The sequence below is a fragment of the Mesorhizobium sp. WSM4884 genome, assembly GCF_029625675.1.
Taxonomy (GTDB): Bacteria; Pseudomonadota; Alphaproteobacteria; order Rhizobiales; family Rhizobiaceae; genus Mesorhizobium.
Window position 1 is genome coordinate 1 of record NZ_JARTVO010000022.1, and the last position, 22354, is coordinate 22354.

The 22354-nt window shown below is 64.0% G+C and carries 18 protein-coding genes and 1 tRNA gene; 12 read left to right on the forward strand and 7 right to left on the reverse strand.

All coding sequences use genetic code 11. The annotated features are described in order from the left end of the window. Window positions 1–156 precede the first annotated feature (156 nt). Complete coding sequence (locus P9236_RS25750; protein WP_278077451.1) at window positions 157–1056, reverse strand: AraC family transcriptional regulator; 900 nt, start codon at window positions 1054–1056, stop codon at window positions 157–159. Between the two features lie 164 nt (window positions 1057–1220). On the opposite strand from P9236_RS25750, the gene P9236_RS25755 reads away from it, so the two are divergent. Continuing rightward, window positions 1221–2180, forward strand: a complete 960-nt coding sequence (locus tag P9236_RS25755; RefSeq protein WP_278077452.1) for an aldo/keto reductase — start codon at window positions 1221–1223, stop codon at window positions 2178–2180. A 267-nt stretch (window positions 2181–2447) separates the two neighbouring features. On the opposite strand, the gene P9236_RS25760 is transcribed toward P9236_RS25755, so the two are convergent. Next, window positions 2448–5273: a winged helix-turn-helix domain-containing protein gene (locus P9236_RS25760; protein ID WP_278077453.1), complete on the reverse strand. Its 2826-nt coding sequence runs from the start codon at window positions 5271–5273 to the stop codon at window positions 2448–2450. 240 nt (window positions 5274–5513) lie between these two features. Here P9236_RS25760 and P9236_RS25765 point away from each other — a divergent pair, with 240 nt between their 5' ends. The 4 genes from P9236_RS25765 to P9236_RS25780 all read left to right on the forward strand — a co-directional run bounded on the left by P9236_RS25765 (window position 5514) and on the right by P9236_RS25780 (window position 8873). Then, window positions 5514–5930 carry an organic hydroperoxide resistance protein gene (locus tag P9236_RS25765; protein WP_278077454.1) on the forward strand — a complete coding sequence of 139 codons (417 nt, stop codon included), beginning with the start codon at window positions 5514–5516 and terminating at the stop codon, window positions 5928–5930. Window positions 5931–5988: 58 nt separating this feature from the next. After that, the gene (locus P9236_RS25770) at window positions 5989–7050 is read left to right on the forward strand and encodes an alpha/beta hydrolase (protein WP_278077455.1); all 1062 of its coding nucleotides are present in this window, start codon (window positions 5989–5991) and stop codon (window positions 7048–7050) included. Between the two features lie 81 nt (window positions 7051–7131). Continuing rightward, a complete protein-coding gene (locus tag P9236_RS25775) occupies window positions 7132–7908 on the forward strand; it encodes an alpha/beta hydrolase (protein ID WP_278077456.1) in 777 nt (258 codons plus the stop codon). Then, on the forward strand, window positions 7905–8873 hold the full coding sequence (locus P9236_RS25780; RefSeq protein WP_278077457.1) for a quinone oxidoreductase: 969 nt from the start codon (window positions 7905–7907) through the stop codon (window positions 8871–8873). The genes P9236_RS25775 and P9236_RS25780 overlap by 4 nt, the downstream gene beginning before the upstream one ends. A gap of 168 nt (window positions 8874–9041) precedes the next feature. Here P9236_RS25780 and P9236_RS25785 read toward each other — a convergent pair. Both P9236_RS25785 and P9236_RS25790 read right to left on the reverse strand, forming a co-directional pair. Further along, window positions 9042–9118: transfer RNA gene (locus P9236_RS25785), tRNA-Arg, on the reverse strand. Window positions 9119–9308: 190 nt separating this feature from the next. Then, window positions 9309–10802 carry a HAMP domain-containing sensor histidine kinase gene (locus tag P9236_RS25790; RefSeq protein WP_278077458.1) on the reverse strand — a complete coding sequence of 498 codons (1494 nt, stop codon included), beginning with the start codon at window positions 10800–10802 and terminating at the stop codon, window positions 9309–9311. 257 nt (window positions 10803–11059) lie between these two features. Between P9236_RS25790 and rpmH the strand changes: the two genes are divergently transcribed. The 5 genes from rpmH (at window position 11060) to yihA (ending at window position 15106) form a co-directional block, all read left to right on the forward strand. Further along, a complete protein-coding gene (rpmH, locus tag P9236_RS25795; RefSeq protein WP_008833937.1) occupies window positions 11060–11194 on the forward strand; it encodes a 50S ribosomal protein L34 in 135 nt (44 codons plus the stop codon). A gap of 16 nt (window positions 11195–11210) precedes the next feature. Then, window positions 11211–11564, forward strand: coding sequence for a ribonuclease P protein component (gene rnpA / locus P9236_RS25800; protein ID WP_278077459.1), 354 nt, complete (start codon window positions 11211–11213; stop codon window positions 11562–11564). A gap of 14 nt (window positions 11565–11578) precedes the next feature. Then, on the forward strand, window positions 11579–13399 hold the full coding sequence (gene yidC, locus P9236_RS25805; protein ID WP_278077460.1) for a membrane protein insertase YidC: 1821 nt from the start codon (window positions 11579–11581) through the stop codon (window positions 13397–13399). A 400-nt stretch (window positions 13400–13799) separates the two neighbouring features. After that, window positions 13800–14438: a CatB-related O-acetyltransferase gene (locus tag P9236_RS25810; RefSeq protein ID WP_278077461.1), complete on the forward strand. Its 639-nt coding sequence runs from the start codon at window positions 13800–13802 to the stop codon at window positions 14436–14438. After that, window positions 14435–15106, forward strand: coding sequence for a ribosome biogenesis GTP-binding protein YihA/YsxC (yihA, locus tag P9236_RS25815; RefSeq protein WP_278077462.1), 672 nt, complete (start codon window positions 14435–14437; stop codon window positions 15104–15106). The genes P9236_RS25810 and yihA overlap by 4 nt, the downstream gene beginning before the upstream one ends. A gap of 75 nt (window positions 15107–15181) precedes the next feature. On the opposite strand, the gene P9236_RS25820 is transcribed toward yihA, so the two are convergent. Then, window positions 15182–17620, reverse strand: a complete 2439-nt coding sequence (locus P9236_RS25820; protein ID WP_278077463.1) for a DNA translocase FtsK — start codon at window positions 17618–17620, stop codon at window positions 15182–15184. Window positions 17621–17866: 246 nt separating this feature from the next. After that, window positions 17867–18565: a TetR/AcrR family transcriptional regulator gene (locus P9236_RS25825; RefSeq protein WP_278077464.1), complete on the reverse strand. Its 699-nt coding sequence runs from the start codon at window positions 18563–18565 to the stop codon at window positions 17867–17869. Window positions 18566–18699: 134 nt separating this feature from the next. On the opposite strand from P9236_RS25825, the gene P9236_RS25830 reads away from it, so the two are divergent. Beyond that, window positions 18700–19884: an HlyD family secretion protein gene (locus P9236_RS25830; protein WP_278077465.1), complete on the forward strand. Its 1185-nt coding sequence runs from the start codon at window positions 18700–18702 to the stop codon at window positions 19882–19884. Between the two features lie 124 nt (window positions 19885–20008). After that, on the forward strand, window positions 20009–21613 hold the full coding sequence (locus P9236_RS25835; RefSeq protein WP_278077466.1) for a DHA2 family efflux MFS transporter permease subunit: 1605 nt from the start codon (window positions 20009–20011) through the stop codon (window positions 21611–21613). A gap of 97 nt (window positions 21614–21710) precedes the next feature. Here the strand turns inward: P9236_RS25835 and msrB are convergent, their stop codons facing one another. Beyond that, entirely contained in the window at window positions 21711–22214 is a 504-nt protein-coding gene (gene msrB / locus P9236_RS25840) for a peptide-methionine (R)-S-oxide reductase MsrB (RefSeq protein WP_278077467.1), read from the reverse strand. Between the last annotated feature and the right edge of the window lie 140 nt (window positions 22215–22354).

Consider the following 22354-nt stretch of genomic DNA (forward strand, 5'->3'; position numbering starts at 1 on the left):
TCCCAGCCAGCATCTTGAATCTGATTTGCAGACCCTTGGGAATCCCCTTCGATTCAAGCCAAAATCATCCCGCTCTATCGCGAGCGATCTTAAAGCGGCGCGGCCTTTCAGATTCGCTCCATGCGCTTTAATGCGCCGACACCCGGCAAGCCGAACTCAAGCGACCACTGCCAGGCCCGGCGAAGCGCGCAAGCGGGCTATGTCGCGCGCCGGCGGTTCGCCAAAGTGGCGGCGATATTCGCGGCTGAACTGCGACGGGCTTTCGTAACCCACGCGGAAGGCGGCGGTCGTGGTGTCGATGTCCTGGACCAGCATCAGGCTGCGCGCGTCCTGGAGCCTGAGCTGCTTCTGGAATTGCAGCGGCGTCATCGCCGTCACGGCGCGAAAGTGCTCGTGCAGGCTCGACGGACTCATGCCCACTTCCGCGGCAAGCCGCTCGATGCTGAACCGTTCCCGGAAGTTCTGGCCGATCCAGGCGATGGCGCGGCCGACCTGGGCCACCCGCCCCTGGCTGGAGGTGATGTGGCGCATCCTGGCGCCGTCCGGGCCGGCGAGCAGGCGATAGAGAATTTCCTGCTCGGCAAGCGGCCCGAGCACGGGCAGCGCCGCCGGATCGTCGAGCAGGCGCAACAGGCGCAGCACCGCATCGAGCAGACCGGCGCCGGCATCGGACACCGTCTTGCCTATGGGCAGAGAGGGCGCTCCCGGCGGCGGCGGTACGCGCAACGCCAAGTCCCCCAGCATCACCGGATCGAAATCGAGGTACAGGCAGAGATAGGGCTTGTCGGGCGTCGCCTCGACCACGTGGCCTATAGCCGGCAGATCGTAGGTCACAACCCCATAGCGCCCCGGTGCGTATCTGAACACGCGGTCGCCCAGCGTGACCTCCTTTTGCCCCTGCGCGACGAGGCACAGTTGCGGCCGGTAGACATTCGGCATCGGCATCGTCACCGTGGAGGATCGAACAAGCGTCACGCGTTCGATGGGAGTAGCTTGGAAGCCATCCTTCGAGACATGCCGGGCAACCACGGCCGCGATTTCGGTCAGTGTTTCCATGAATCGGACCATCGCATGGGCGCGGAGGGGCGACAATGCGAACCCCGCGACTTCTGGAGGATTGGGCAGGAATCCCGGCGCATCAGGCTAACGGTTCGACGTCGCCGCGCATCATAGTTTCCGCAGCCTCTGGCGAGGCAGGTGAGCAAGTATGGAGAGCGAACATGACAATCGATAGTCTGAAGATCCCCACGGTCGCACTTGGGACCTGGGCCTGGGGCGATAGCGGCGAGACTGGCGACGGCTATTTCGGCAGCTCGCTAACTCGGGCTGGCCTGGAAGAGGTCGCGGACAAGGCGCATGCGGCCGGCTTCACCCTGTGGGACACCGCCGTGGTCTACGGCATGGGCCGTTCAGAGACCGTACTCGGGGAAGTCCTGAAGCGCTACGCCCGCAGCGACTACCAGCTCTCCACGAAGTTCACCCCGCAGGCCGCGGGGACCAGCGATGATCCGATGGCGGGCATGCTGGAGCAGAGTCTGGCACGCCTCGGCACCGACTACATCGACATCTACTGGATACACAATCCAGCGGATGTGGCGCGGTGGACTCCGCGCCTGATCCCGTTGCTGAAGAGCGGGAAGATCAAGCATGTCGGCGTCTCGAATCACAACCTGAGCGAAATCGAGCTCGCCAACCAGATCCTTGGAGACGCCGGGTTCCGGGTCGAGGCCGTCCAGAACCACTACAGCCTTCTCTACCGCAGCTCCGAGGATGCCGGCATCCTGGACTACTGTCGCAACCAGGGCATCCCGTTCTTCGCCTATATGGTGATCGAGCAGGGCGCCTTGACCGGCAAGTACAGCCCGGAAAACCCGCTGCCGGAAGGCACCAACCGGGCGAAGGCTTACAATGGCATGCTGCCTCAGCTGAAGGCGCTGACGGACAGGCTCGCCTCGATCGGCCAGAAACACGGTGCAGCAGCTCCCGATGTTGCGACGGCCTGGGCTATCGCCAAGGGCGCGACGCCGATCATCGGCGTCACCAAGCCCAACTACATCGATGGTCTGGTCCGAGCCACCAGCATGACGCTCTCCAGCGACGACATCGCGGAGCTGGAAGCCCTCGCCGACGCCGCCAACGTGAACACCCGGGGCTGGTGGGAAAAAGCGATGCAGGTTTAAGCTTCGCTAGGAACTCGGACCGCCGCTCCGAGCAATACGCCAGGCGATCATCTCGTTCCGCGGGATGCAGCGGGGCGAGCGAACTTCCGCAGACTAATTCGTAGCCTTAATCTGCGACGTCCATCTAGGTCATTGAAAGATTGGCGCTCGAAGAGATACGAACTCCTGACCCCAGATTCGTAGTAAGTCATGTCAAAGTTCTTGAAATCAATGATTTACCAAAATGGATTTGGATTGCGGAAAACTGGATGATCCAGAATGCCATATCTAGCGCAGCGTCGCTAGCAGGCGGGCGGCAGACTTCAGATCAGCCGTATCCAAGCCCTCCGCGAAACGCTCGAACAGCGGTTGGAGTAAAGCTCGGGCGCTTTCGTGTTGGGTGCGAGCGGCCAGAAGAGCAGCCAGATCGATCGTGGCGCGCAACTCCCACCCCCGCGCGCCGTGACCACGGCTCATTTCGAGCGACCGCTTGAAATACATTTCCACCTCGTCATCAGCACCGGGCTTGGTTACGCGAACAAGGGTTCCCTTCACGCGCAGCAACTCCGGCATGTAGCAAAGATCCCCATTTGACTCGACCGATCGGATTGTCTCGTTGACTAGTGCGAGGGCTTCCGCGAACCGGCCCGTCGCGGCGAAACCTTGAACGAGCGCGATGCTGAGCGGCGTTGTGAGCAGTTCGTATGGGGCTGCGTGAAGGTCCTGAAGAACGCGTTGCAGGCTCCGAACCCCGCTTTCTGCATCGCCTCGACGAATGGCAAGTTCTCCTTGGAAGCCCCGCCCGACTGTGAGGTAGGGCCTGAGAGAGTGCAGCTCGGCGCAGGAGAAAAGACGATTTATATGCTCCTCCGCCCGGTCGAAATCACCGACCCAGGCCAACACGGAAACTGCCCAGACCAGAGCGATGGAGAGCGTTAGCGGATGGTCTAAGGTTTCCGCATCCTTGACTGTCAGCAGCGCACGCTCCACCGCGCGATCCGGATAGCCTTGCAGCCAGTGTGTCCTGGCCAGGATCGCGCCGGCGAGAATTCTGCCGTCAAAGCCGAGATAGTTCGTCGTGGTCAGGTCAGAACGAGGGCCGTATCGCAGCGCCTCTTCGAGCGAGGTCCGCGCACGGTCATGCTCTCCGTTCAGATGGAGCGAAATTCCCATCAACGAATGCGCCAATGTCGTGGAGACGGAGTCCTCGAGAGTGCCAGCGATGACGGAGCAGCGCTCCGCATAGCTGAGCGCCGTCCTGAACCCTCCCGTGCGCAGGTGGAACATCTGCAATGGACCCAAAACCTGGAGCTGATCGAGCCCATTGCCTCGCTCCTCGGCAATGGCGAAGCTTCTGTTCAATGCCGCACGCGCAGCATCCTGTCCTCCGCGCGTGAACATCAGGGATACACCCGAGGCCGCCTGAAGACGCATCTCGTCGGGCCCTCCATGCGTGCTGTTGTCCAGAGCGAGAATTGCCTGGGCAGCCCAGCGGTGGCATTCGGTGAGCAAGGACATCGACAGGAAGACTGGAGCTGCGGCAGCGGCGAGCCGGATACCGAGTTGAGTGTTCCCGTTAGGCCCGAAGCACCATTCCAAGGCCGCTCGCACGTTCGCAATGCCGGCGAGGTGAAGAGCGCGCTGCGCCGCGCTCGACAAGGTCGGCCATTCAGTTCCAGTCTCCTCCAGCCATCGCAGATAGTAGGTGACGTGGCGGACGGCCAGCTCCGTGAGTTCGGCATCGTGGACGTCGAGATGGAGGGCATAGGCCCGCGTCGTATCGAGCAGCCGATAACGCATTGTTGCGCCAGCGGGTCTTGCCGCGACCATCGACTTGGCTACGAGGCTGTCGATGGCACCAAACACCAGAGTCTCGTCAGCGGTGCGGCTCGTCACGATCGCCAGGGCGGCCTCAATCGAAAAGTGGCCAACGAACACGGCGAGCCGGCGAAGCACTAGACGCTCGAACTCGGACAGAAGCCCGAAGCTCCAGTCCAAAGTGGCCTGGAGGGTCTTCTGGCGCGGCGGGGCGGTGCGCTGCCCCGGCCACAGCAGAGTCAGTCGTTCGTCGAGAAGGGCCGCGGTCTTGTGAAGGCCGTAGCTCGCAACTCGTCCGGCCGCCAGCTCAATCGCGAGCGGCATGCCGTCAAGCTTCCGGCATATGTTGGCCACGACCTTGGCATCCGCATCGTCGAGATCGAGGCGAGCACCGCTCGCCGCGGCGCGTTCCACGAACAGCTGGGATGCGGGGAAGCCCTGCGCAACTGACACCGTGAGCTCCGGATCGTCCGGCGGGTATGCCAGCGGCGCCAGCTTGTAAACGTTCTCCCCTTCGACTTGAAGCGGCTCGCGGCTCGTCGCGAGGATGTGGGTCTGCGGCGTGTTGGCGAAGATACGGGTTGCCAGGTCTGCAGCCGCATCGATGACATGCTCGCAGGTATCGAGGATCAGGAGGGTCCGCCGCCCCGCCAGACAGGCGATCAGCTCGGGGATGGCGTCGTCGGACTGCGGTGACAGCCCGAGCGTCGAGGCCACTGTTGTCGCGACCAGGCTGGAATCGCTGAGCGCGCCTAGATCGACGAAATGCACGGCGCCAGCGAACATCTCGATCAGATCGTGTCCCACCGATACCGCAACAGTGGTCTTGCCGACCCCACCGGTGCCAACCATTGTGACGAAGCGCGTGGCAATGAGCTGGGTTGAAAGCGCGATAGCATCATCGGCCCGCCCCACCATCCGAATGAGCCGGCTTGGTAGATTGGCGTGATAGCTGGCGGCGACCTCCCTCTGCACGTCGTTCCGACTGCCCGATCGCGCGATCGGCGCCACAAAGCAGTAGCCTCGTCCGGCCAGGGTCGCGATGTAGCGCGCGCCGTCCTTGCCGTCTCCCAACGCTTTTCGCAGGTTGGCCATGTGAAATCGCAGGCTACCCTCCTCCACGGTCACATCGGGCCAGACATGAGCCAGCAGATCCTTCTTGCTGACGACCTCGTTCGGGCGGGCAGCCAAGGTCGCCAGGATGTCGAAGGCGCGTGCGCCTAGATCAATCGGCACCCCTTGACGCAGAAGCAGCCGTTCGTTCGCAACCAGAGTGAAAGGGCCAAACGAAATCATATCGGTTTCCGCGCCACCAACCGTATCATGGAGTCATCCTTCGCCTGACTGAGGAAGACCCTGGCTCGCGGAAAGGCTTTTCCTCAGGACAGATCCGCCGCGCCGAGTGGCGATCTGCGACGGGACTTGCTGCTGCTGGCGAGCACTAACAGCTCCTCATAACGCATAACGGGCAAGCAGGGCGACCTCTCTCTATGTGTCGAAGCAGCACAGCCTTCCATCGACCAACGGAGAGTGATCATGCCCGCACAACCAAACAAACTCTACACCGGGAAAGTCCGCACCGCCGGTGGCCGGGACGGAGCATCCCGCAGCTCCGACGGGAGGCTGGACATCCGGCTCTCGCCACCCGGAGGCCCGGGCAGCGGCACCAATCCCGAGCAGCTGTTTGCCGCGGGGTGGTCGGCCTGCTTCGAGGGCGCGATGGCGATCGCCGCCCGCAAGATGAACGTCGCGCTGCCCGCCGGAACGGCAATCGACGCAGAGGTGGACCTCAACGTCGACGAAGGCGCCTACTTCCTCGGCGCGCGTCTCAGCGTGAGTCTGCCAGGTCTCGACCGCAACGTCGCACGAGCGGTCGTCGATGCGGCCCATCAGACCTGTCCCTACTCGAAGGCCACGCGCGGCAACATCGATGTCGAAATCAACCTGGTCTAGCCTCATGCCGACCGTCGGGTCGGCGCTGGCCAAAACCTCACAGCAAGGCGGTTTACCAATGAACGCAATCAGAACTCCAGAAGAGATCGACCATTCCCGCCGACGCCTGTTCGGCATCGCCGCAGCGACCTTCGCGGCTGCGCAACTCGGCGCGATCAGCGGCGCGAGAGCGCAAGCTGGCCGGACAGACGCCGCCGCTTCCGCCTCCATAGAGCCCAGGACCTCTTTCGCTTCCCTGAAGCAAATCGACGCGGGCCTCCTGAACATCGGATATGCCGAGGACGGCCCTGCAGGTGGCCCCCCGGTCATCCTTCTGCACGGCTGGCCCTATGACATCTACAGCTATGTCGATGTCGCGCCGCTGCTTGCGGCCGCAGGATACCGCGTGATCGTGCCCTATCTCCGCGGCTACGGCACGACGCGCTTCCTGTCGGACGCCACCGTCCGAAACGGCCAGCAGGCGGCGCTCGCCGTCGACATCATCGCCTTGATGGATGCCCTCGGCATCCAGAGGGCGGTCGTCGCGGGCTACGACTGGGGGGCGCGGACTGCCAACATCGTCGCCGCGCTGTGGCCGGAGCGCTGCAAGGCCATGGTGTCCGTCAGCGGATATCTGATCGGCAGCCAAGCGGCCAACATGGCGCCGCTGCCACCGGAGGCCGAGCTGCAATGGTGGTATCAGTTCTATTTCGCCACCGAGCGCGGCCGCGCAGGCTACGCGAAAAACACGGACGACTTCGCCAAGCTGATCTGGCGGCTCGCGTCGCCGCAATGGAAGTTCGACGACGCCACCTTCGCGCGCAGCGCGGCAGCCTTCGCCAATCCGGATCATGTCGACATCGTCATCCACAATTACCGGTGGCGCCTCGGCCTGGCTGCAGGCGAACCCAGATACGACGAGTTGGAGAAGAAGCTCGCCACGGTTCCGACGATCGGTGTGCCGACGATCACGATGGAAGCCGATGCCAATGGCGCGCCGCATCCAGCCCCGGGCGCCTACGCCAAAAGATTTTCCGGCAAATACGAACACAGGCTGATCACGGGCGGCATCGGGCACAACCTGCCGCAGGAGGCACCACAGGCTTTCGCCCAGGCAGTCATCGACGTCGACCGGTTCTAGCCCCTCGCGCTCAGGGTCACGATTACGTCTTCACGCGGCTTGCGCCGCAGTTCAACCAATCAACCGTCAAAGGACATCGAGATGAAAACACTGCTTGCAGCCTTGGCAGTCGCCAGCGCCTTGTTCGGCAACGCATATGCGCAGGCCAACAAACCCACCGTCGTTTTGGTTCACGGCGCGTTCGCGGATTCGTCGAGCTGGAACGGCGTCGTCAAAATCCTGGAGAAGGATGGCTATCCCGTCGTAGCCGTCGCCAATCCGCTGCGTGGGGTCAAAAGTGATGCTGGCTACGTCGCCGACATCCTTGGCTCCATCAAATCGCCTGTCGTCCTCGTTGGCCATTCCTACGGCGGCTCGGTCATCAGCGACGCGGCCGAAGGCCATGCGAACGTCAAGGCACTGGTTTATGTCGCGGCCTTCGCGCCGGATGCGGGCGAGACCGCCGCGCAACTCGCCGGCAAATTTCCCGGCAGTTCGCTCGGTCCGACCCTCGCGCCGCCGGTCACCCTGTCAAGCGGTGGGAAGGACCTCTACATCCAGCAGGATAAGTTCCGCGAGCAGTTCGCAGCAGACGTCCCCGAAGCCGAAGCCAGGCTGATGGCCGCGGGGCAGAGGCCTATTGCAGAAGCTGCGCTGAACGAAATCCAAATGGAAGCAGCGTGGAAAAAGCTTCCGACCTGGTTCATCTACGGAGACGGCGACAAGAACATACCGCCGGAAGCCTTGGCTTTCATGGCTGCTCGGGCCCGCTCTCGGGATACTGCGGTGATCAAGGGCGCCTCGCATGTAGTGATGGTATCGCACCCTGAACCGGTGGCGCGGCTGATCGAGAAGGCCGCCACGGAGACATCACGATGAAAGCGGTGGTGATGACCGCCCAAGGCGGACCGGAAGTGATAGAACTCGTCGAGTTGCCCGAGCCCGAGGCCGGCCCGGGCGAAGTCCTCGTCAAGGTCGCTGCTGCGGGCGTCAATTTCATGGATACGGGCGTGCGGCGCGGGCTCGCCTGGACCGACATCCCCAATCCGAAGGTCCTCGGAGTCGAGGGAGCGGGTCGCGTGATCTCGGTCGGCCATGGAGTTGATCGCCTCACACCGGGCGATCGCGTCGCCTGGGTCTATGCGCCAGGAAGCTATGCCGAGCGGGTGGTGGTACCGGCGGATGCGCTGGTGCAGATACCGGATGCGATCGACGATCGCACCGCGGCCGCGGTGATGATGCAAGGACTTACCGCCAGTCACTTCGCGACGGATTTCTATCCGGTACAGCCGGGCGATATCGCGCTCGTGCATGCGGCAGCCGGCGGTCTCGGCCTGCTGCTCACCCAAATCATCAAGTTGAGAGGCGGCCATGTGATCGGCCGCGTCTCCGCGGCGGAGAAAGTGGCGATCGCGAAAGAAGCTGGCGCTGATCATGTGATCGTGGATACCAAAGGGCAGTTCGCGCAAGATGTCCTTCGCCTGTCCGGCGGCGACGGCGTCCACGTCGTCTATGACGGCTCAGGGCCGAAAACCTTCCAGGGATCGCTCGACTCACTGCGCCGTTCCGGCACTTTCTGCTGGTATGGCCCGGTGCTCGGCGGTCCCGGTCCGCTCGATATTATGAGCCTGCCGAAGAGCATCAAGATCGGGTACGCCGTCTTTTCCGATCATATCCACACACCGGCACTGCTTCGCGCCCGCACCGGACAACTGTTCGACTGGATCGCGAGAGGAGACCTGAAGGTCCGGATCGGCGGCATCTATCCGCTTGCCGAGGCAGCACAAGCGCATGCCGATATGGAAAGCCGAGCCACGACAGGCAAGCTTCTGCTTATACCGTAATCTCCGGCATTTTCCAGAAAGTGCAGCAAAAGCTCCCGCGATTGCTTTGACTGCCATCCGTCACTCTCGGCACACGGGTGATGCCTCGTATGCTGATGAGAAGACCTCGCGCTCCGCAGACTAATTTCTCGCTCTAGTCTGCGGCGCCCTGCTAAGTCCTTGAAATTATGGCGCGCCCGAAGAGATTCGAACTCCTGACCCCCAGATTCGTAGTCTGGTGCTCTATCCAGCTGAGCTACGGGCGCGCAACAGGCCGTGCATGACACAAGCCCCGCGATCCGGTCGAGACGGCCGGCCGCGATGTGGAGTGTTCCCTAACGACTGAATTTCGGAAAAGCAAGCCGATCCGGCAAAAGTTTTGTCGCAGGCATTGCGACTGAGCCTCCGACGGCGTCGTTCAGGACGAAACCGGCGCCGTTGCTGGGATGGTTACGGTCAAGCAGGACGGCGCAAGCCGTTACGCGCCTGGTCGAGCCGCACCGGCTGGTCGGGGATGGTAACGGCGAAGACCGTGCGGCCGCCGATCGATTCGACCAGCTCCACCATGCCGCCATGGGCGCGGATCAGCTCGTGGGCGATCGCCAGGCCAAGGCCGGTGCCGCCGCTGCGCGCCGAACCGCGGAAGGCGGCGAAGAGGTTCTCGCGCGCTTTCGGCGGCAGGCCGGGACCGGTGTCGGTGACGGTGATACGGCTGACGCTGCCCGAGCGCTCGGCCGAGACGGCCAGCCGGCGCACCACTGCGCTCTCGGTATCGGCGGCCATCGCCTGCACCGAATTGCGGCAGAGATTGGTGAGCACGCGGAACAGCTGGTCGGAATCGGCATCGACCTCGAAGGTGAGATCGACGGCGTTGATGAACTCGATGCCTTCCTCGATGTCGAGCAGGCCGTGCACGTCGTCGACCAGCTGGCGCAGCCGCAAGCGGCGGCGCGACGGCGCCGGCTCCTGCGTGCGGCCATAGGCGAGCACGCCTTCCGAATAGGCGACGGCGCGGTCGAGAGCGCGCAATAGCTTCGGCGCGAAGGACTGCACGGTCGGATCCTTCACTTGGCGTAGGCGGTCCGACATCAGCTGCGCGGAAGCCAAAATGTTGCGCATGTCGTGGTTGATCTTCGACACCGCGAGACCGAGGTCGGCGAGGTGCTTCTGCTCGGAGAGCATTTTTTGCAGCCGATCCTGCATCTGCGCCAACTCGCGCTCGGCGACGCCGATTTCGTCGGCGCGCTCGGTCGGGCAGATGATGCGACCGGGATCGTCGGGCGCTTCGGAGAAGGACAGGATCGAGCGCGTCATGGTGCGAATCGGGCCGATCATGATGAGGTCGATCGCCGCATAGACGAGCATGGCGGTGAACAGCGAGATCAGCAGCGAGACGACGGCAACGTTGCGCGAATAGCGCAGCATCGCGTTGCGCAGGCTGTAGTCCGGCATGATCAGCTCGAATTCCTTGTCGCTGTCGCCGACCGGACCGAAGACGCGCAGCATGCGGTTGCCGCCGGCGAACAGCGTTTCCAGCGCGCCTGTCATGCCGTTGACCAGGCCGACATTGGCGATGTCGACATGCTCGTCGACCTTCGGCGGCATGTCGGCCACGACCAGCAGCCGCGAGACGCCGCCGTCGCGCACCGCGATCGCCTTGGCGCCGATCGCCATCAGCACGTCGTTCTGGGCGGTATGCGACAGCGAATTGGGTTCGCCCTGCAGCAAGACGATCGAAACGGCCGCGGCAGTGCTCAGCCGCTCCTTCAGCCAGTTCACCCTGTAGCTGGCGATCCAGGGCAGGAAGATCAGGATTTCGGCGAGCAGCACGAAGACGATGGTGAGGAGCAGAAGCTTGGTCGACAGGCCGCGCGACAGCGGCACCCGGCGCGGCGAGCTCTCAGCCGCCGGGCGTGCCTTTTGATCCGTGGATGGGACTTCACTCGTCATGACGCGGTCTTCACGAAGGCTTGATGGGGCAAGATTATGCGATTTGCGGCTTTTTTGCCAATTTCGCCCCCGACGTCGCAAAAAAATCGCCCGCGGCAGGCCGGATTGACTTCCAAAAACCTTCTTTCTATAAGCCCGCTCACGCTCGGGCCATTCGTCCCGGCGCGGTTTCGATCGCGCCTAAAGCCGGCCGGGCGAAAGCTCCTGTTACAAAGTGACAGAATCAAGAAGGGCCGCACGCCGCGGTATTAAAACAAATGAAGCGTACCTACCAACCGTCCAAACTCGTCCGCAAGCGCCGGCACGGTTTCCGTGCCCGCATGGCCACCAAAGGCGGCCGCGGTGTCGTCGCAGCCCGCCGCAACCGCGGCCGCAAGCGGCTCAGCGCCTGAACGAAAGACGAGATCGTTGCCCGCAACCGGCAAGCCAAAGGGACAAACTCCCGGGCGGCTTCTGAAACGCGCGGATTTCCTGGCTGTGCGCGGCGGCGAGAAGCGCCGCGGGCGGCTTTTTCTCGTCGAGGTTCTCGACCGTGGCGACGACCTTTCGCCGCGCGTCGGCTACACCGTCACCAAGAAGGTCGGCAACGCCGTGATGCGCAACCGCGTCCGGCGGCGGCTGAGAGAAGCCGTGCGCACGCATGCCGCCGATGACATGGCGCCCGGTAATGACTATGTCATCGTCGGGCGCGAAGACGTGCTTGCCGTTCCGTTCGGCCAGTTGAAGGCGGAACTCTCCCGCCGGCTGCGCGGAACACGATAGGCCAAGGGCTTTCGATGGAAAACAACCGCAATTTCTTCATCACCATCGCGCTGTCGGTGCTGATCCTGACGCTGTGGCAGGTGTTCTACATGAACCCGCGCATGGAACAGCAGCGCGAGCAGGCCCGCATCGAGCAGCAGCGCGCCGAAGCGCAGAAGAAGGAAGCGGGCGGCGGCGCCAATTCCGGCGCGGCGGGCACTGAGGCCCCGGCGCCGGGCACGATTCCGAATGCGCCGGGCAGCGAGGCCGTGACGGCGGCCAACCGGGATCAGGCGGTTGCGGCATCGAAGCGCGTCAAGATCGACACGCCGAGCCTCGAAGGCTCGATCAACCTCACCGGCGGGCGCCTCGACGACCTGCGGCTGAAACACTACCGCGAGACGGTCGACAAGAACTCGCCCGAGATCGAACTGCTCAACCCCTCGTCGCTGCCCAACGGCTATTTCGCCGAGATCGGCTTCGTCGGCAACGACAAGACCGGGGCGGTGCCGGGCGCCGACACGGTGTGGAGCATCGATGGCAATCCGACGCTGACGCCGACGACGCCGGTGACGCTCACCTACACCAATGACAAGAGCCTCACCTTCAAGCGCACCATCTCGGTCGACGGCGACTATATGTTCACGGTCTCCGATACCGTGCAGAATTCGGGCAGCGCTCCCGTGTCGCTGTTCAACTACGGCCGCGTCACCCGCTACGACAAGCCGGCCGTCGCCAGCACCTATGTGCTGCATGAAGGCCTGATCGGCTATACCGGCACCGAAGGCCTGCAGGAGCACAAATACGCGGCGATCGAGAAGGACAAGCAGTTCCAGCCTGGCAAGTCGACCGACGGCTGGCTCGGCATCACCGACAAATATTGGGCGGTGACGCTGGTGCCGACCGAGAAGCAGCCGTTCCAGCCGCGCTATGCCTATTTCGAGGACGGCCGCCATCGCTACCAGTCCGACTTCCTGACCGATGCCATTAACGTCGATGCCGGCCAGTCCGCGACGGTCGAGACCGAGGTCTTCGCCGGCGCCAAGGAAGTCGCCAAGATCAACGCCTATGAGGAAGACCGCCACATCAAGCGTTTCGACCTCTTGATCGACTGGGGATGGTTCCACTTCATCACCAAGCCGATGTTCTGGCTGATCGACACGCTGTACAAATTCTTCGGTAATTTCGGGCTGGCGATCCTGGCCACCACCGTCATCGTCAAGGCCATCTTCTTCCCCTTAGCCAACCGGTCCTACGCGTCGATGGCGAACATGAAGAAGGTGCAGCCGAAGATGCTGGAGATCCGCGAGAAATACGCGGACGACAAGATGAAGCAGCAGCAGGCGATGATGGAGCTCTACAAGACGGAGAAGATCAATCCGCTGGCCGGCTGCTGGCCGGTGGCGCTGCAGATCCCGGTCTTCTTCTCGCTCTACAAGGTGCTCTACATCACCATCGAGATGCGGCACGCGCCGTTCTTCGGTTGGATCCACGACCTTGCCGCGCCCGATCCGACCTCGGTGTTCAACCTGTTCGGCCTGCTGCCCTTCGCGCCGCCGGCCTTCCTGCCGCATCTCGGCGCCTGGGCGGTGGTGATGGGCATCACCATGTTCCTGCAGATGCGCATGAACCCGGCGCCGCCGGACCCGACGCAGGCCGCGGTCTTCACCTGGATGCCGGTGATCTTCACCTTCATGATGGGCAGCTTCCCGGCCGGCCTCGTCATCTACTGGGCCTGGAACAACCTGCTCTCGATCCTGCAGCAGGGCGTGATCATGAAACGCCAGGGCGCCAAGATCGAATTGTGGGACAATCTGGCGGCGATGTTCCGCAAGAAACCATCGCCGGCGGAATAGCCGGCGCCCGACAGCTGAACGCAAAAACCCCCGTATGCCCGGGGTTTTTTGTTGGCCGAAATCGGTCGAGGGTTCGGACGGAAGCCTGCGGGCTTCTTCCGCAATTCGTTTGGCCTGGCGAAACTCCGGCGCGGTCCGTCTCGTAGCTTTCCCATATCCTCCCCAATAAGGCCGCGGCGGCTTCCGGCGCGACGACGCCGGTGTTTGGGAGGCCGTCCGGCAGACCGGGGTCCCCGCGGGCGGACCCCGGTCTATACAGCAAGACCCCGGTCTATACAGCAAGAATGGCACAAGGCGTCGCGGCGGCCGTTGAGCGCGGTTGGTTCGCTGGCCGTATCGCGTTAGTTTGATGGGCGACTTCGGCGTAACCCGTGCCTGCCAAATCGTGGACTGCCCCCCGATGACCGGACCCAATCCCCACCTCAAGCATCCGATTGCGATGCATCCGCGCGTCGGCTTCCTGAAGCCGCTGGTCAACGCGCCGAACATCGAGATCGGCGACTTCACCTATTACGACGACCCGGAAGGGCCGGATAAATTCGCCGAGAAATGCGTGCTGCACCACTATCCCTTCATCGGCGACCGGCTGATCATCGGCAAGTTCTGCGCGATCGCCGAGGGCGCGCGCTTCATCATGAACGGCGCCAACCACGCGATGTCCGGCTTCTCGACCTATCCGTTCAACATCTTCGGCCATGGCTGGGAGGAAGGCTTCGACCGGGAGACCTGGTCGAAGGAGATCCGTGGCGACACGATCGTCGGCAATGACGTCTGGATCGGCATGGATGCGGTGATCATGCCGGGAATCGAGATCGGCCACGGCGCCATCGTCGCGGCGAAATCGGTTGTCACGCACGACGTGCCGCCCTATGCGATCGTCGCCGGCAATGCGGCCAAGGTGGTGAAGATGCGCTTCGACGAATTCACGGTGCGGCGGCTTTTGAAAACGGCCTGGTGGGACTGGCCGGTCGACAAGATCGGCCGCAACCTCAACGCCATCCGTGGCGCCGACATTTCCAAGCTGGAGGCCGCCGTTTGAACGCGCCGGATAGAACCACGAACGAAACTGCGATCAGTCCGGAATTGTTCACCCGCGCGTGGATCTTCATCCGCGGCGTGCCTTCGATGAAATTCCTGCCGCCGGAAGGGCCGCCGGAGATCGCCTTCGCCGGCCGCTCCAATGTCGGCAAATCCTCGCTGATCAACGCGCTGGTCGGCCAGAAGGGCCTGGCGCGCACCTCCAACACGCCGGGGCGGACGCAGGAGCTCAACTATTTCGTGCCGGACGGCTTTTCCGGCGAAGGCGCCGACCTGCCGCCGATGGCACTGGTCGACATGCCGGGCTATGGCTATGCCAGCGCGCCGAAGGACAAGGTCGACGCCTGGACGAAGCTTATCTACGAATATCTGCAGGGCCGCGTCACCCTGAAGCGCGTCTATGTGCTGATCGACGCCCGCCACGGCATCAAGGCCAAGGACGAGGAGGTGCTGTCGCTGCTCGACAAGGCGGCGGTATCCTACCAGATCGTGCTGACCAAGACCGACAAGATCAAGGCGGCCGGCGTGCCAAGGCTGATCGAGGAGACGCTCGCCAAGATCAAGAAACGGCCGGCAGCGTTTCCGGCGGTGCTGGCGACATCGTCGGAAAAGGCCGCGGGGCTCGATGAACTGCGCGCGGCGATCGCGCTGGTGGCGAACGGCGGCTGAAATCCGCCGGAACCTCGCCAATCAGACAAGGCTGGACGAGAGCCGTATCCACCGGTTTGACCCGCCCGATCCCGATCAATCCGTCTCGTCGCGCTCCGGCGCATGGTCGCGCCGGCCGGTGAGGATTTCGCGCTTGCCGACATGGTTGGGAGCGCCGACCAGACCTTCCTTCTCCATGCGTTCGACCAGCGACGCGGCGCGGTTGTAGCCGATGCCGAGGCGGCGCTGGATGTAGGAGGTCGAGCATTTCTTGTCGCGCTTGACCACCTTGACGGCTTCCTCGTAGAGGGCGTCGCCATCCTCGGCGTCGACCGCGCCCTTGTCGAAGACCGGACCGGTGTCGGCCGCCTCTTCCTCCGCCTCCTCGTCGGCGGTGACCGTATCGAGATATTCCGGGCGGCCCTGCGCCTTCAGATGCGCCACGACATGCTCGACCTCCAGGTCGGAGACGAAGGGGCCATGCACGCGCGCGATGCGCCCACCGCCGGCCATGTGCAGCATGTCGCCCTGGCCGAGCAACTGCTCAGCGCCCTGCTCGCCAAGGATGGTGCGGCTGTCGATCTTGGACGTCACCTGGAAGGAGATGCGGGTCGGGAAATTGGCCTTGATCGTGCCGGTGATGACATCGACCGACGGACGCTGCGTGGCCATGATCAAATGGATGCCGGCGGCGCGCGCCATCTGTGCCAGCCGCTGGATGGCGCCTTCGATCTCCTTGCCGGCCACCATCATCAGGTCGGCCATCTCGTCGACGATGATGACGATGTAGGGCATCGGCGCGAGGTCGATTTCCCGCTCCTCGAACAGCGGCTCGCCCGTGCCCTTCTCGAAGCCGACTTGCGTTTGCATGACCACGACCTCACCGCTGTCGCGGGCGGCGGCGGCGCGCTGGTTGTAGCCGTCGATGTTGCGCACGCCGAGGCGCGCCATCTTGCGGTAGCGCTCCTCCATCTCGCGCACCGCCCATTTGAGCGCCGTGACCGCCTTCTTGGAATCGGTGACGACGGGCGTGAGCAGATGCGGGATGCCGTCATAGACGGACAGTTCCAGCATCTTGGGATCAACCATGATGAGGCGGCATTCCTCCGGCTTCATCCGGTAGAGCAGCGACAGGATCATGGTGTTGATGGCGACCGACTTGCCCGAGCCGGTGGTGCCGGCGACCAACAGATGCGGCATCTTGGCGAGGTCGGCGATGACCGGCTCGCCGCCGATCGTCTTGCCGAGGCCAAGCGCCAGCCTGCAGGAGGTGTTGCGGAAACCGGCCGACTCGATCAGCTCGCGGAAATAGACCGTCTCGCGGGTTTCGTTGGGCAGTTCGATGCCGATGACATTGCGGCCCGGCACCACGGCGACGCGCGCCGAGATGGCCGACATGGAGCGGGCGATGTCGTCGGCCAGCCCGATGACGCGGCTCGATTTCACGCCAGGCGCCGGCTCGAACTCGTAAAGCGTCACGACCGGACCCGGCCGGACATGGATGATCTCGCCCTTGACGCCGAAATCCTCCAGCACGCTTTCGAGCAGATCGGCGTTTTGCTCCATCCGCTCCTGCGACATGTAGAAGCCCTGGCCTTCAGGCGGCATCTGCAAGAGGTCCTCGGAGGGAAGGTGGTAGCCGGCGTCGGCGGCCGGCGGCGCGACCTTGCCGGCGAGAGGCAGGGAGGGCGCGGATTTAGCGGATCGGACGCTCTTTGCAGCGGAAGGCGGCGCGGCGGCCGACGCTTTTGGCGCGCGCGATTCGGTCTCCAACGGAGCGGGCCGGGCGGCGGGCGCGACGGCCGGCGCCGTCACCGAGGCAGGGCTTGCGGCCGGCCCATTCGAGCGCCACTCGATGACGCGGTAGAACGAAATTGCCTCGCCTGCCGAGGCGGAGCGAGATGGGCTCGGCTGCGCCGGCGCAGGCCTCACCGGCGCGGGAGCGACGGGCGGCTGCGCCGGATCGTGCAGGCGTGCCCGCGCCAGGCGTTCGGCGAGCAAAGGCATGCTGAATTCGAAGAACGCATCGTCGGAAAGGTAGGACCAGCGGAATTTCGGCTGCGGCTTTTGCGCCGGAGTGGCGACCGCCCGCGGCGACGTGGTGATGGCCTGCTGCGGCCTGACTGCGGAAGCAGCGGAGGGAACTGCCCGGGTCGGATTTGCCGTTTGAGCCGCCGTCGGCGCAGGACGGGTGGAATCGCCGGCGGGAGCCGCCGTTTTGGCCGACGCTTCGTCGTCAGGCTGCGCTGCTGGCCGCTTGTCGGAATCCGGGGTGCGGGTGAAACGCACATTGGGCGCGAGGAAGAAATATTGCTGCCAGGGCTGACGGGCGAACTCGCCGCCGCCAGCCGAATCGAACGAGACGGCATCCGATTCGCCTCCGATCGAGTCCCGCAGCGTGACAACCTGCCCCGCTTGGCCCTGCCGCGGCGAGTCCGAGCCATGCCCGCCCGCCTGCGCCGCACGACGGTGATCGTCGTTGTCGCAGGCGGAAACACCGGAAAGATTGGCACGGGAGAAACGCATGGATGTCATACTCGAGACTCGTCGAATGAACCTGTCCCGAGACATAGAAAGCGATGGTTAACAAGACCTTCCAACGGGCTCGCGAAGGAGCAAGGAGTGGAGACCTAGGATGGTGTAGCGCCGCGTTCCCTTCACATCCCCTCTTGCCTGCCGGCCATCTCCCGCAAGGGGGAGATTGGCAGCTTCAGTGTCCCGCCAGCATTTCGGATTTCTGCGCCGCGCCCTCCACTCCAACGAACCCGACAGGCAGCTCGGTCAGGCCGGTTCCGACGCCTGCTCCTCGGCGGTAAGCGTCGCGGTGCCGTAGGCCTTCAGGAAGACGTTCACGCCGGAGCGCACGACATGGTCGATCTCGGCCTGGGTCGGCGCCTTGGTACGGTAGGAGAAGATGCACTGGCGAAACAGCCCGGCGAGGCAAAGGTCGGTGAACTGGTAAGCGGCGAGGTCGACGTCGTCGACCTCGAGCAGACCGCGTTCTATGGCGGCATCGAGGAAGGTCACGAACTTGTCGTGGCCGCGCTTGGGGCCGCGCTCGTAGAAGCGCGCGCCAAGCTCGGGAATCCGGTCGGACGCGCCGATCACGGTGCGTTGCGCCTGTATGACCTTGGCCGAGGTGATCTTCATGACCAGCACCTTGCCGAACTTCACCAGCGTCTCGCGCAGGTCGTCGGCGTGGTCCAGGACGTCATACATATTCTTGAAGATGGTGCCGCGCTCTTCCTCGATGAGGGCCTCGAACAGCTCTTCCTTGTTGGCGAAATAAACGTAGATCGTGCCCTTGGAGACGCCGGCCTCGCGCGTGATGTCGTTCATGGATGCGGCCTCGAAGCCCTTGTCGATGAAGACGCGGCGCGCGCCCTCGATGATCTGGGCCCGCTTGACCGGATCCTGGCCGGCCGCCGGACGGCCTTTGCGCAGGTCGAGCAGATCGCTATCCGCTGTCGTTTCGACCATTGAAGTCACACCTCACGAAATATTTCGAACCAGGCGGTTCGATTTGCTCTTGATATGGGCCTCTTTACGCGCTATGTCAATCATCAATTCGAACCGAACGGTTCAGTCTGACTGACTTACCCAGAGAGATTATCATGTCCTCGAACGCGCCCGCCACCGCCGAAGTCCGCACTTTTCCCAACGCCAAGGTCCAACCGTCGACCGAAGCGCCGGAAGTTCCTGTCCAGCCCACTCCCGTCGCTCCCGTCGAAGCGCCCACCAAGAAGAAGCGTTCGGTCCGCTCGTTCCTGCTGCCGATCATCGGGCTTGCCCTCCTCGGCGCCGGCTCCTGGTACGGCTACAACTACTGGGCCGACGGCCGGTTCATGATCTCCACCGACGACGCCTATGTCCAGGCCGACATGTCGTTCGTGTCGCCGAAAATCTCCGGCTATGTGGATAAGGTGCTGGTGAGCGAGAACCAGAGGGTCAAGGCCGGCGATCCGCTGTTCGTCATCGACGACGGCGACTACAAGATAGCCGTTGCCCAGGCCGAGGCGCAGATCGCGACCTTGGCGAAGACGCTCGACCGCATCGACGCGCAGACCAAGGCGGCACAGGCCTCGCTGGCGCAGGCCCAGGCGCAGAAGATCGCCGACCAGGCGGCGGCCGACAACGCAGCGCGCGCCCAGGACCGCGCGGCGCAGCTGCTCAAGACCCATGTCGGCACACAGGCGCAGCTCGACGACGCCCAGACCGCGCTCGACCAGGCCAAGGCAGCCCTTGCCGGCGCCGACGCGCAGATCACCGCGGCCCAGGCCAATATCGGCGTGCTGGAAGCCCAGCGCGCGGAGCAGGCAAGCACGCTCGCCTCGCTCCAGCTCACACGCGACAAGGCCCAGCGCGACCTTTCCTTCACCGTACTCAAGGCGCCTTATGACGGCGTCGTCGGCAACCGCTCGGTCGAGCAGGGCGATCTCGTCAGCCCCGGCCAGAAACTCGCCGTCGTCGTGCCGATGGACAAGCTCTACATCGTCGGCAATTTCAAGGAGACGCAGCTTGGCCGGCTGGTGCCCGGCGAGAAGGTCCGCATCACGGTCGACGCCATCGACGGCCAGACCTTCGAGGGCACGGTCTCGTCGCTGGCGCCGGCCTCGGGTGCGGTGTTCTCGCTGCTGCCGCCGGAAAACGCCACCGGCAACTTCACCAAGGTCGTGCAGCGCGTGCCCGTGCGCATCGACGTGCCGGCCGACGTGCTGAAGACCGGCAAGCTGCGCGCCGGCCTGAGCGTCATCGTCGCCGCCGACAGCCGCACCGCGCCGGCCGCGACGACCAACTGAGCAGTTTGGGGGGCGGTTCGGCGGCCGATCGAGCGCCGGGCCGCCCAGCCTGCCAGCTATCTGTTTCGACGCAATTCCGGACGGAAAACCGCTTTGCCGGAATTGCTCCCAGGGAGGCCATGACATGGCAACCGCGACCATCACAGCAGGATCAGTGCCGGCACGGCCGGCAGCCGCCGCGCCCGCCGACCACATGCCGGCGCGCCGCGTCATCGCCTTCCTGGCGATGGTGTTCGGCATGTTCATGGCGATCCTCGACATCCAGATCGTCTCGGCATCGCTGGCCGAGATCCAGGCGGGCCTCAGCGCCAGCTCCGACGAGATCCCGTGGGTGCAGACCGCCTATCTGATCGCCGAGGTGGTGATGATCCCGCTGTCGGGCTTCCTCAGCCGCATGCTGTCGACCAGGGTGCTGTTCACCATCGCCGCCGCCGGCTTCACCGCGGCCAGCGCGCTCGCCGCGACCGCCACCAACATCGACCAGATGATCGTCTACCGCGCCATCCAGGGTTTCATCGGCGGCGGCATGATCCCGAGCGTGTTCGCGGCCGCCTTCACCATCTTCCCGCCGTCGCGTCGCGCCGTCGTCTCGCCGATGATCGGCCTGGTGGCGACGCTGGCGCCGACCATCGGCCCGACGGTGGGCGGCTATATCAGCCACGCCATGTCCTGGCACTGGCTGTTCCTGATCAATGTCGTGCCCGGCATTTTGGTGGCGACGGCGGCCTGGTCGCTGATCGACTTCGACAAGCCCAACCTGAAACTGTTCTCGAAGTTCGACTGGTGGGGCCTGATCGGCATGGCCGCCTTCCTCGGCTGCATGGAGTATGTACTGGAAGAAGGCCCGAACCATGACTGGCTGCAGGAGCAGGCCGTCTTCATTTGCGCCGTGATCATGACCATCGGGGGTGTCATCTTCTTCTGGCGCGTCTTCACCGCCGAGGAACCGATCGTCGACCTCAGGGCCTTCAGCAACGTCAACTTCGCCTTCGGCTCGCTGTTCTCCTTCGTCGTCGGCATCGGCCTTTACGGGCTCACCTATCTCTATCCGGTGTTCCTGGGGCGCATCCGCGGCTACGATTCGATGATGATCGGCGAGGCGCTGTTCGTCAGCGGCCTGGCGATGTTCTTCACCGCGCCCGTTGCCGGCATCCTGTCGAATAAGATCGATCTCAGGCTGATGATGATGATCGGCTTCTTCGGCTTCGCCACCGGCACCTGGTGGATGACGCATCTCACCGCCGACTGGGATTTCTATGAGCTGCTCGTCCCGCAGATCCTGCGCGGCTGCTCGATGATGCTGTGCATGGTGCCGATCAACAACATCGCGCTCGGCACTTTGCCGCCGGAGCGCCTGAAGAACGCGTCGGGCCTGTTCAACCTGACCCGCAATCTCGGCGGCGCTGTCGGCCTGGCGATCATCAACACGGTGCTGATCGACCGCAACGCCTTCCACTACGCAAGGCTCTCCGAGCATGTCGAGTGGGGCAGCCAGGCGGCGCAGACCAAGCTGCAGAACATGACGCTGAACTTTGAGCAAACCGCCGGCCTCGATGCCACCAGCGCCGCGATCTCGAAACTGTCCGGCATGGTGCATCAGCAGGCGGCGCTGCTGTCCTTCATGGACGTCTTCTTCATGCTGACGGCGCTGTTCGCCACGCTCGGACTGCTCGTGCTGTTCATCAACAAGCCGGCCGACCAGCGCGGTGGTGGCGGCGGAGGCCATTGAGGAAGCCGGAACCCCCGCCTGGCATCCTCACGCGCGACCCCGGAAATCGGCAACGATTTCCGGGGTCGTTTCTTTTTGGATAAAGGGAAGCGCTGCCTCAGGCGGCGGCCGGCTTGAAGCTCAGCGCCACGCCGTTGATGCAGTGGCGCAGCCCGGTGGGCGGCGGGCCGTCGTCGAAGACATGGCCGAGATGGCCGCCGCAACGCCGGCAATGCACCTCGGTGCGCGTCATGCCGAGCGACCGGTCCTCGGTCTTGCCGATGGCATTGGGGATCTCCTGCCAGAAGCTCGGCCAGCCGGTGCCGGAATCGAACTTCGTTTCCGACGGATAGACCGGGAGGTCGCAGCCGGCGCAGGCGAAGATGCCCTTGCGGTGTTCGTTGAGCAGCGGGCTGGTGCCCGGATATTCGGTGCCCTCTCTGCGCAGCACGTCGAAGGCGGCGTCCGAAAGGATAGCGTGCCATTCGGCATCGGTCTTGGTGACTTCGAAGGTCTCGGCGGCCAGAGCAGGCTTGGCGCCACCGATGCGCAACGCCGCTCCGGTTCCGACGGCGAGGGCGGTGGCGGCGGCACCGCTCCAGAGAAAGTCGCGACGGTTCATGGCCTTTCCTCCTGATATGATCTTACAAACTAGGACGCCGCCGGAAAGTCAAAAGCCGGTGACGGCCCACCTGCGCCACCCCGCATCGACCCAAGCCCTGGAGATGCGGAGCGGCGCTTGACGGCAGCGCGGATCGTGGG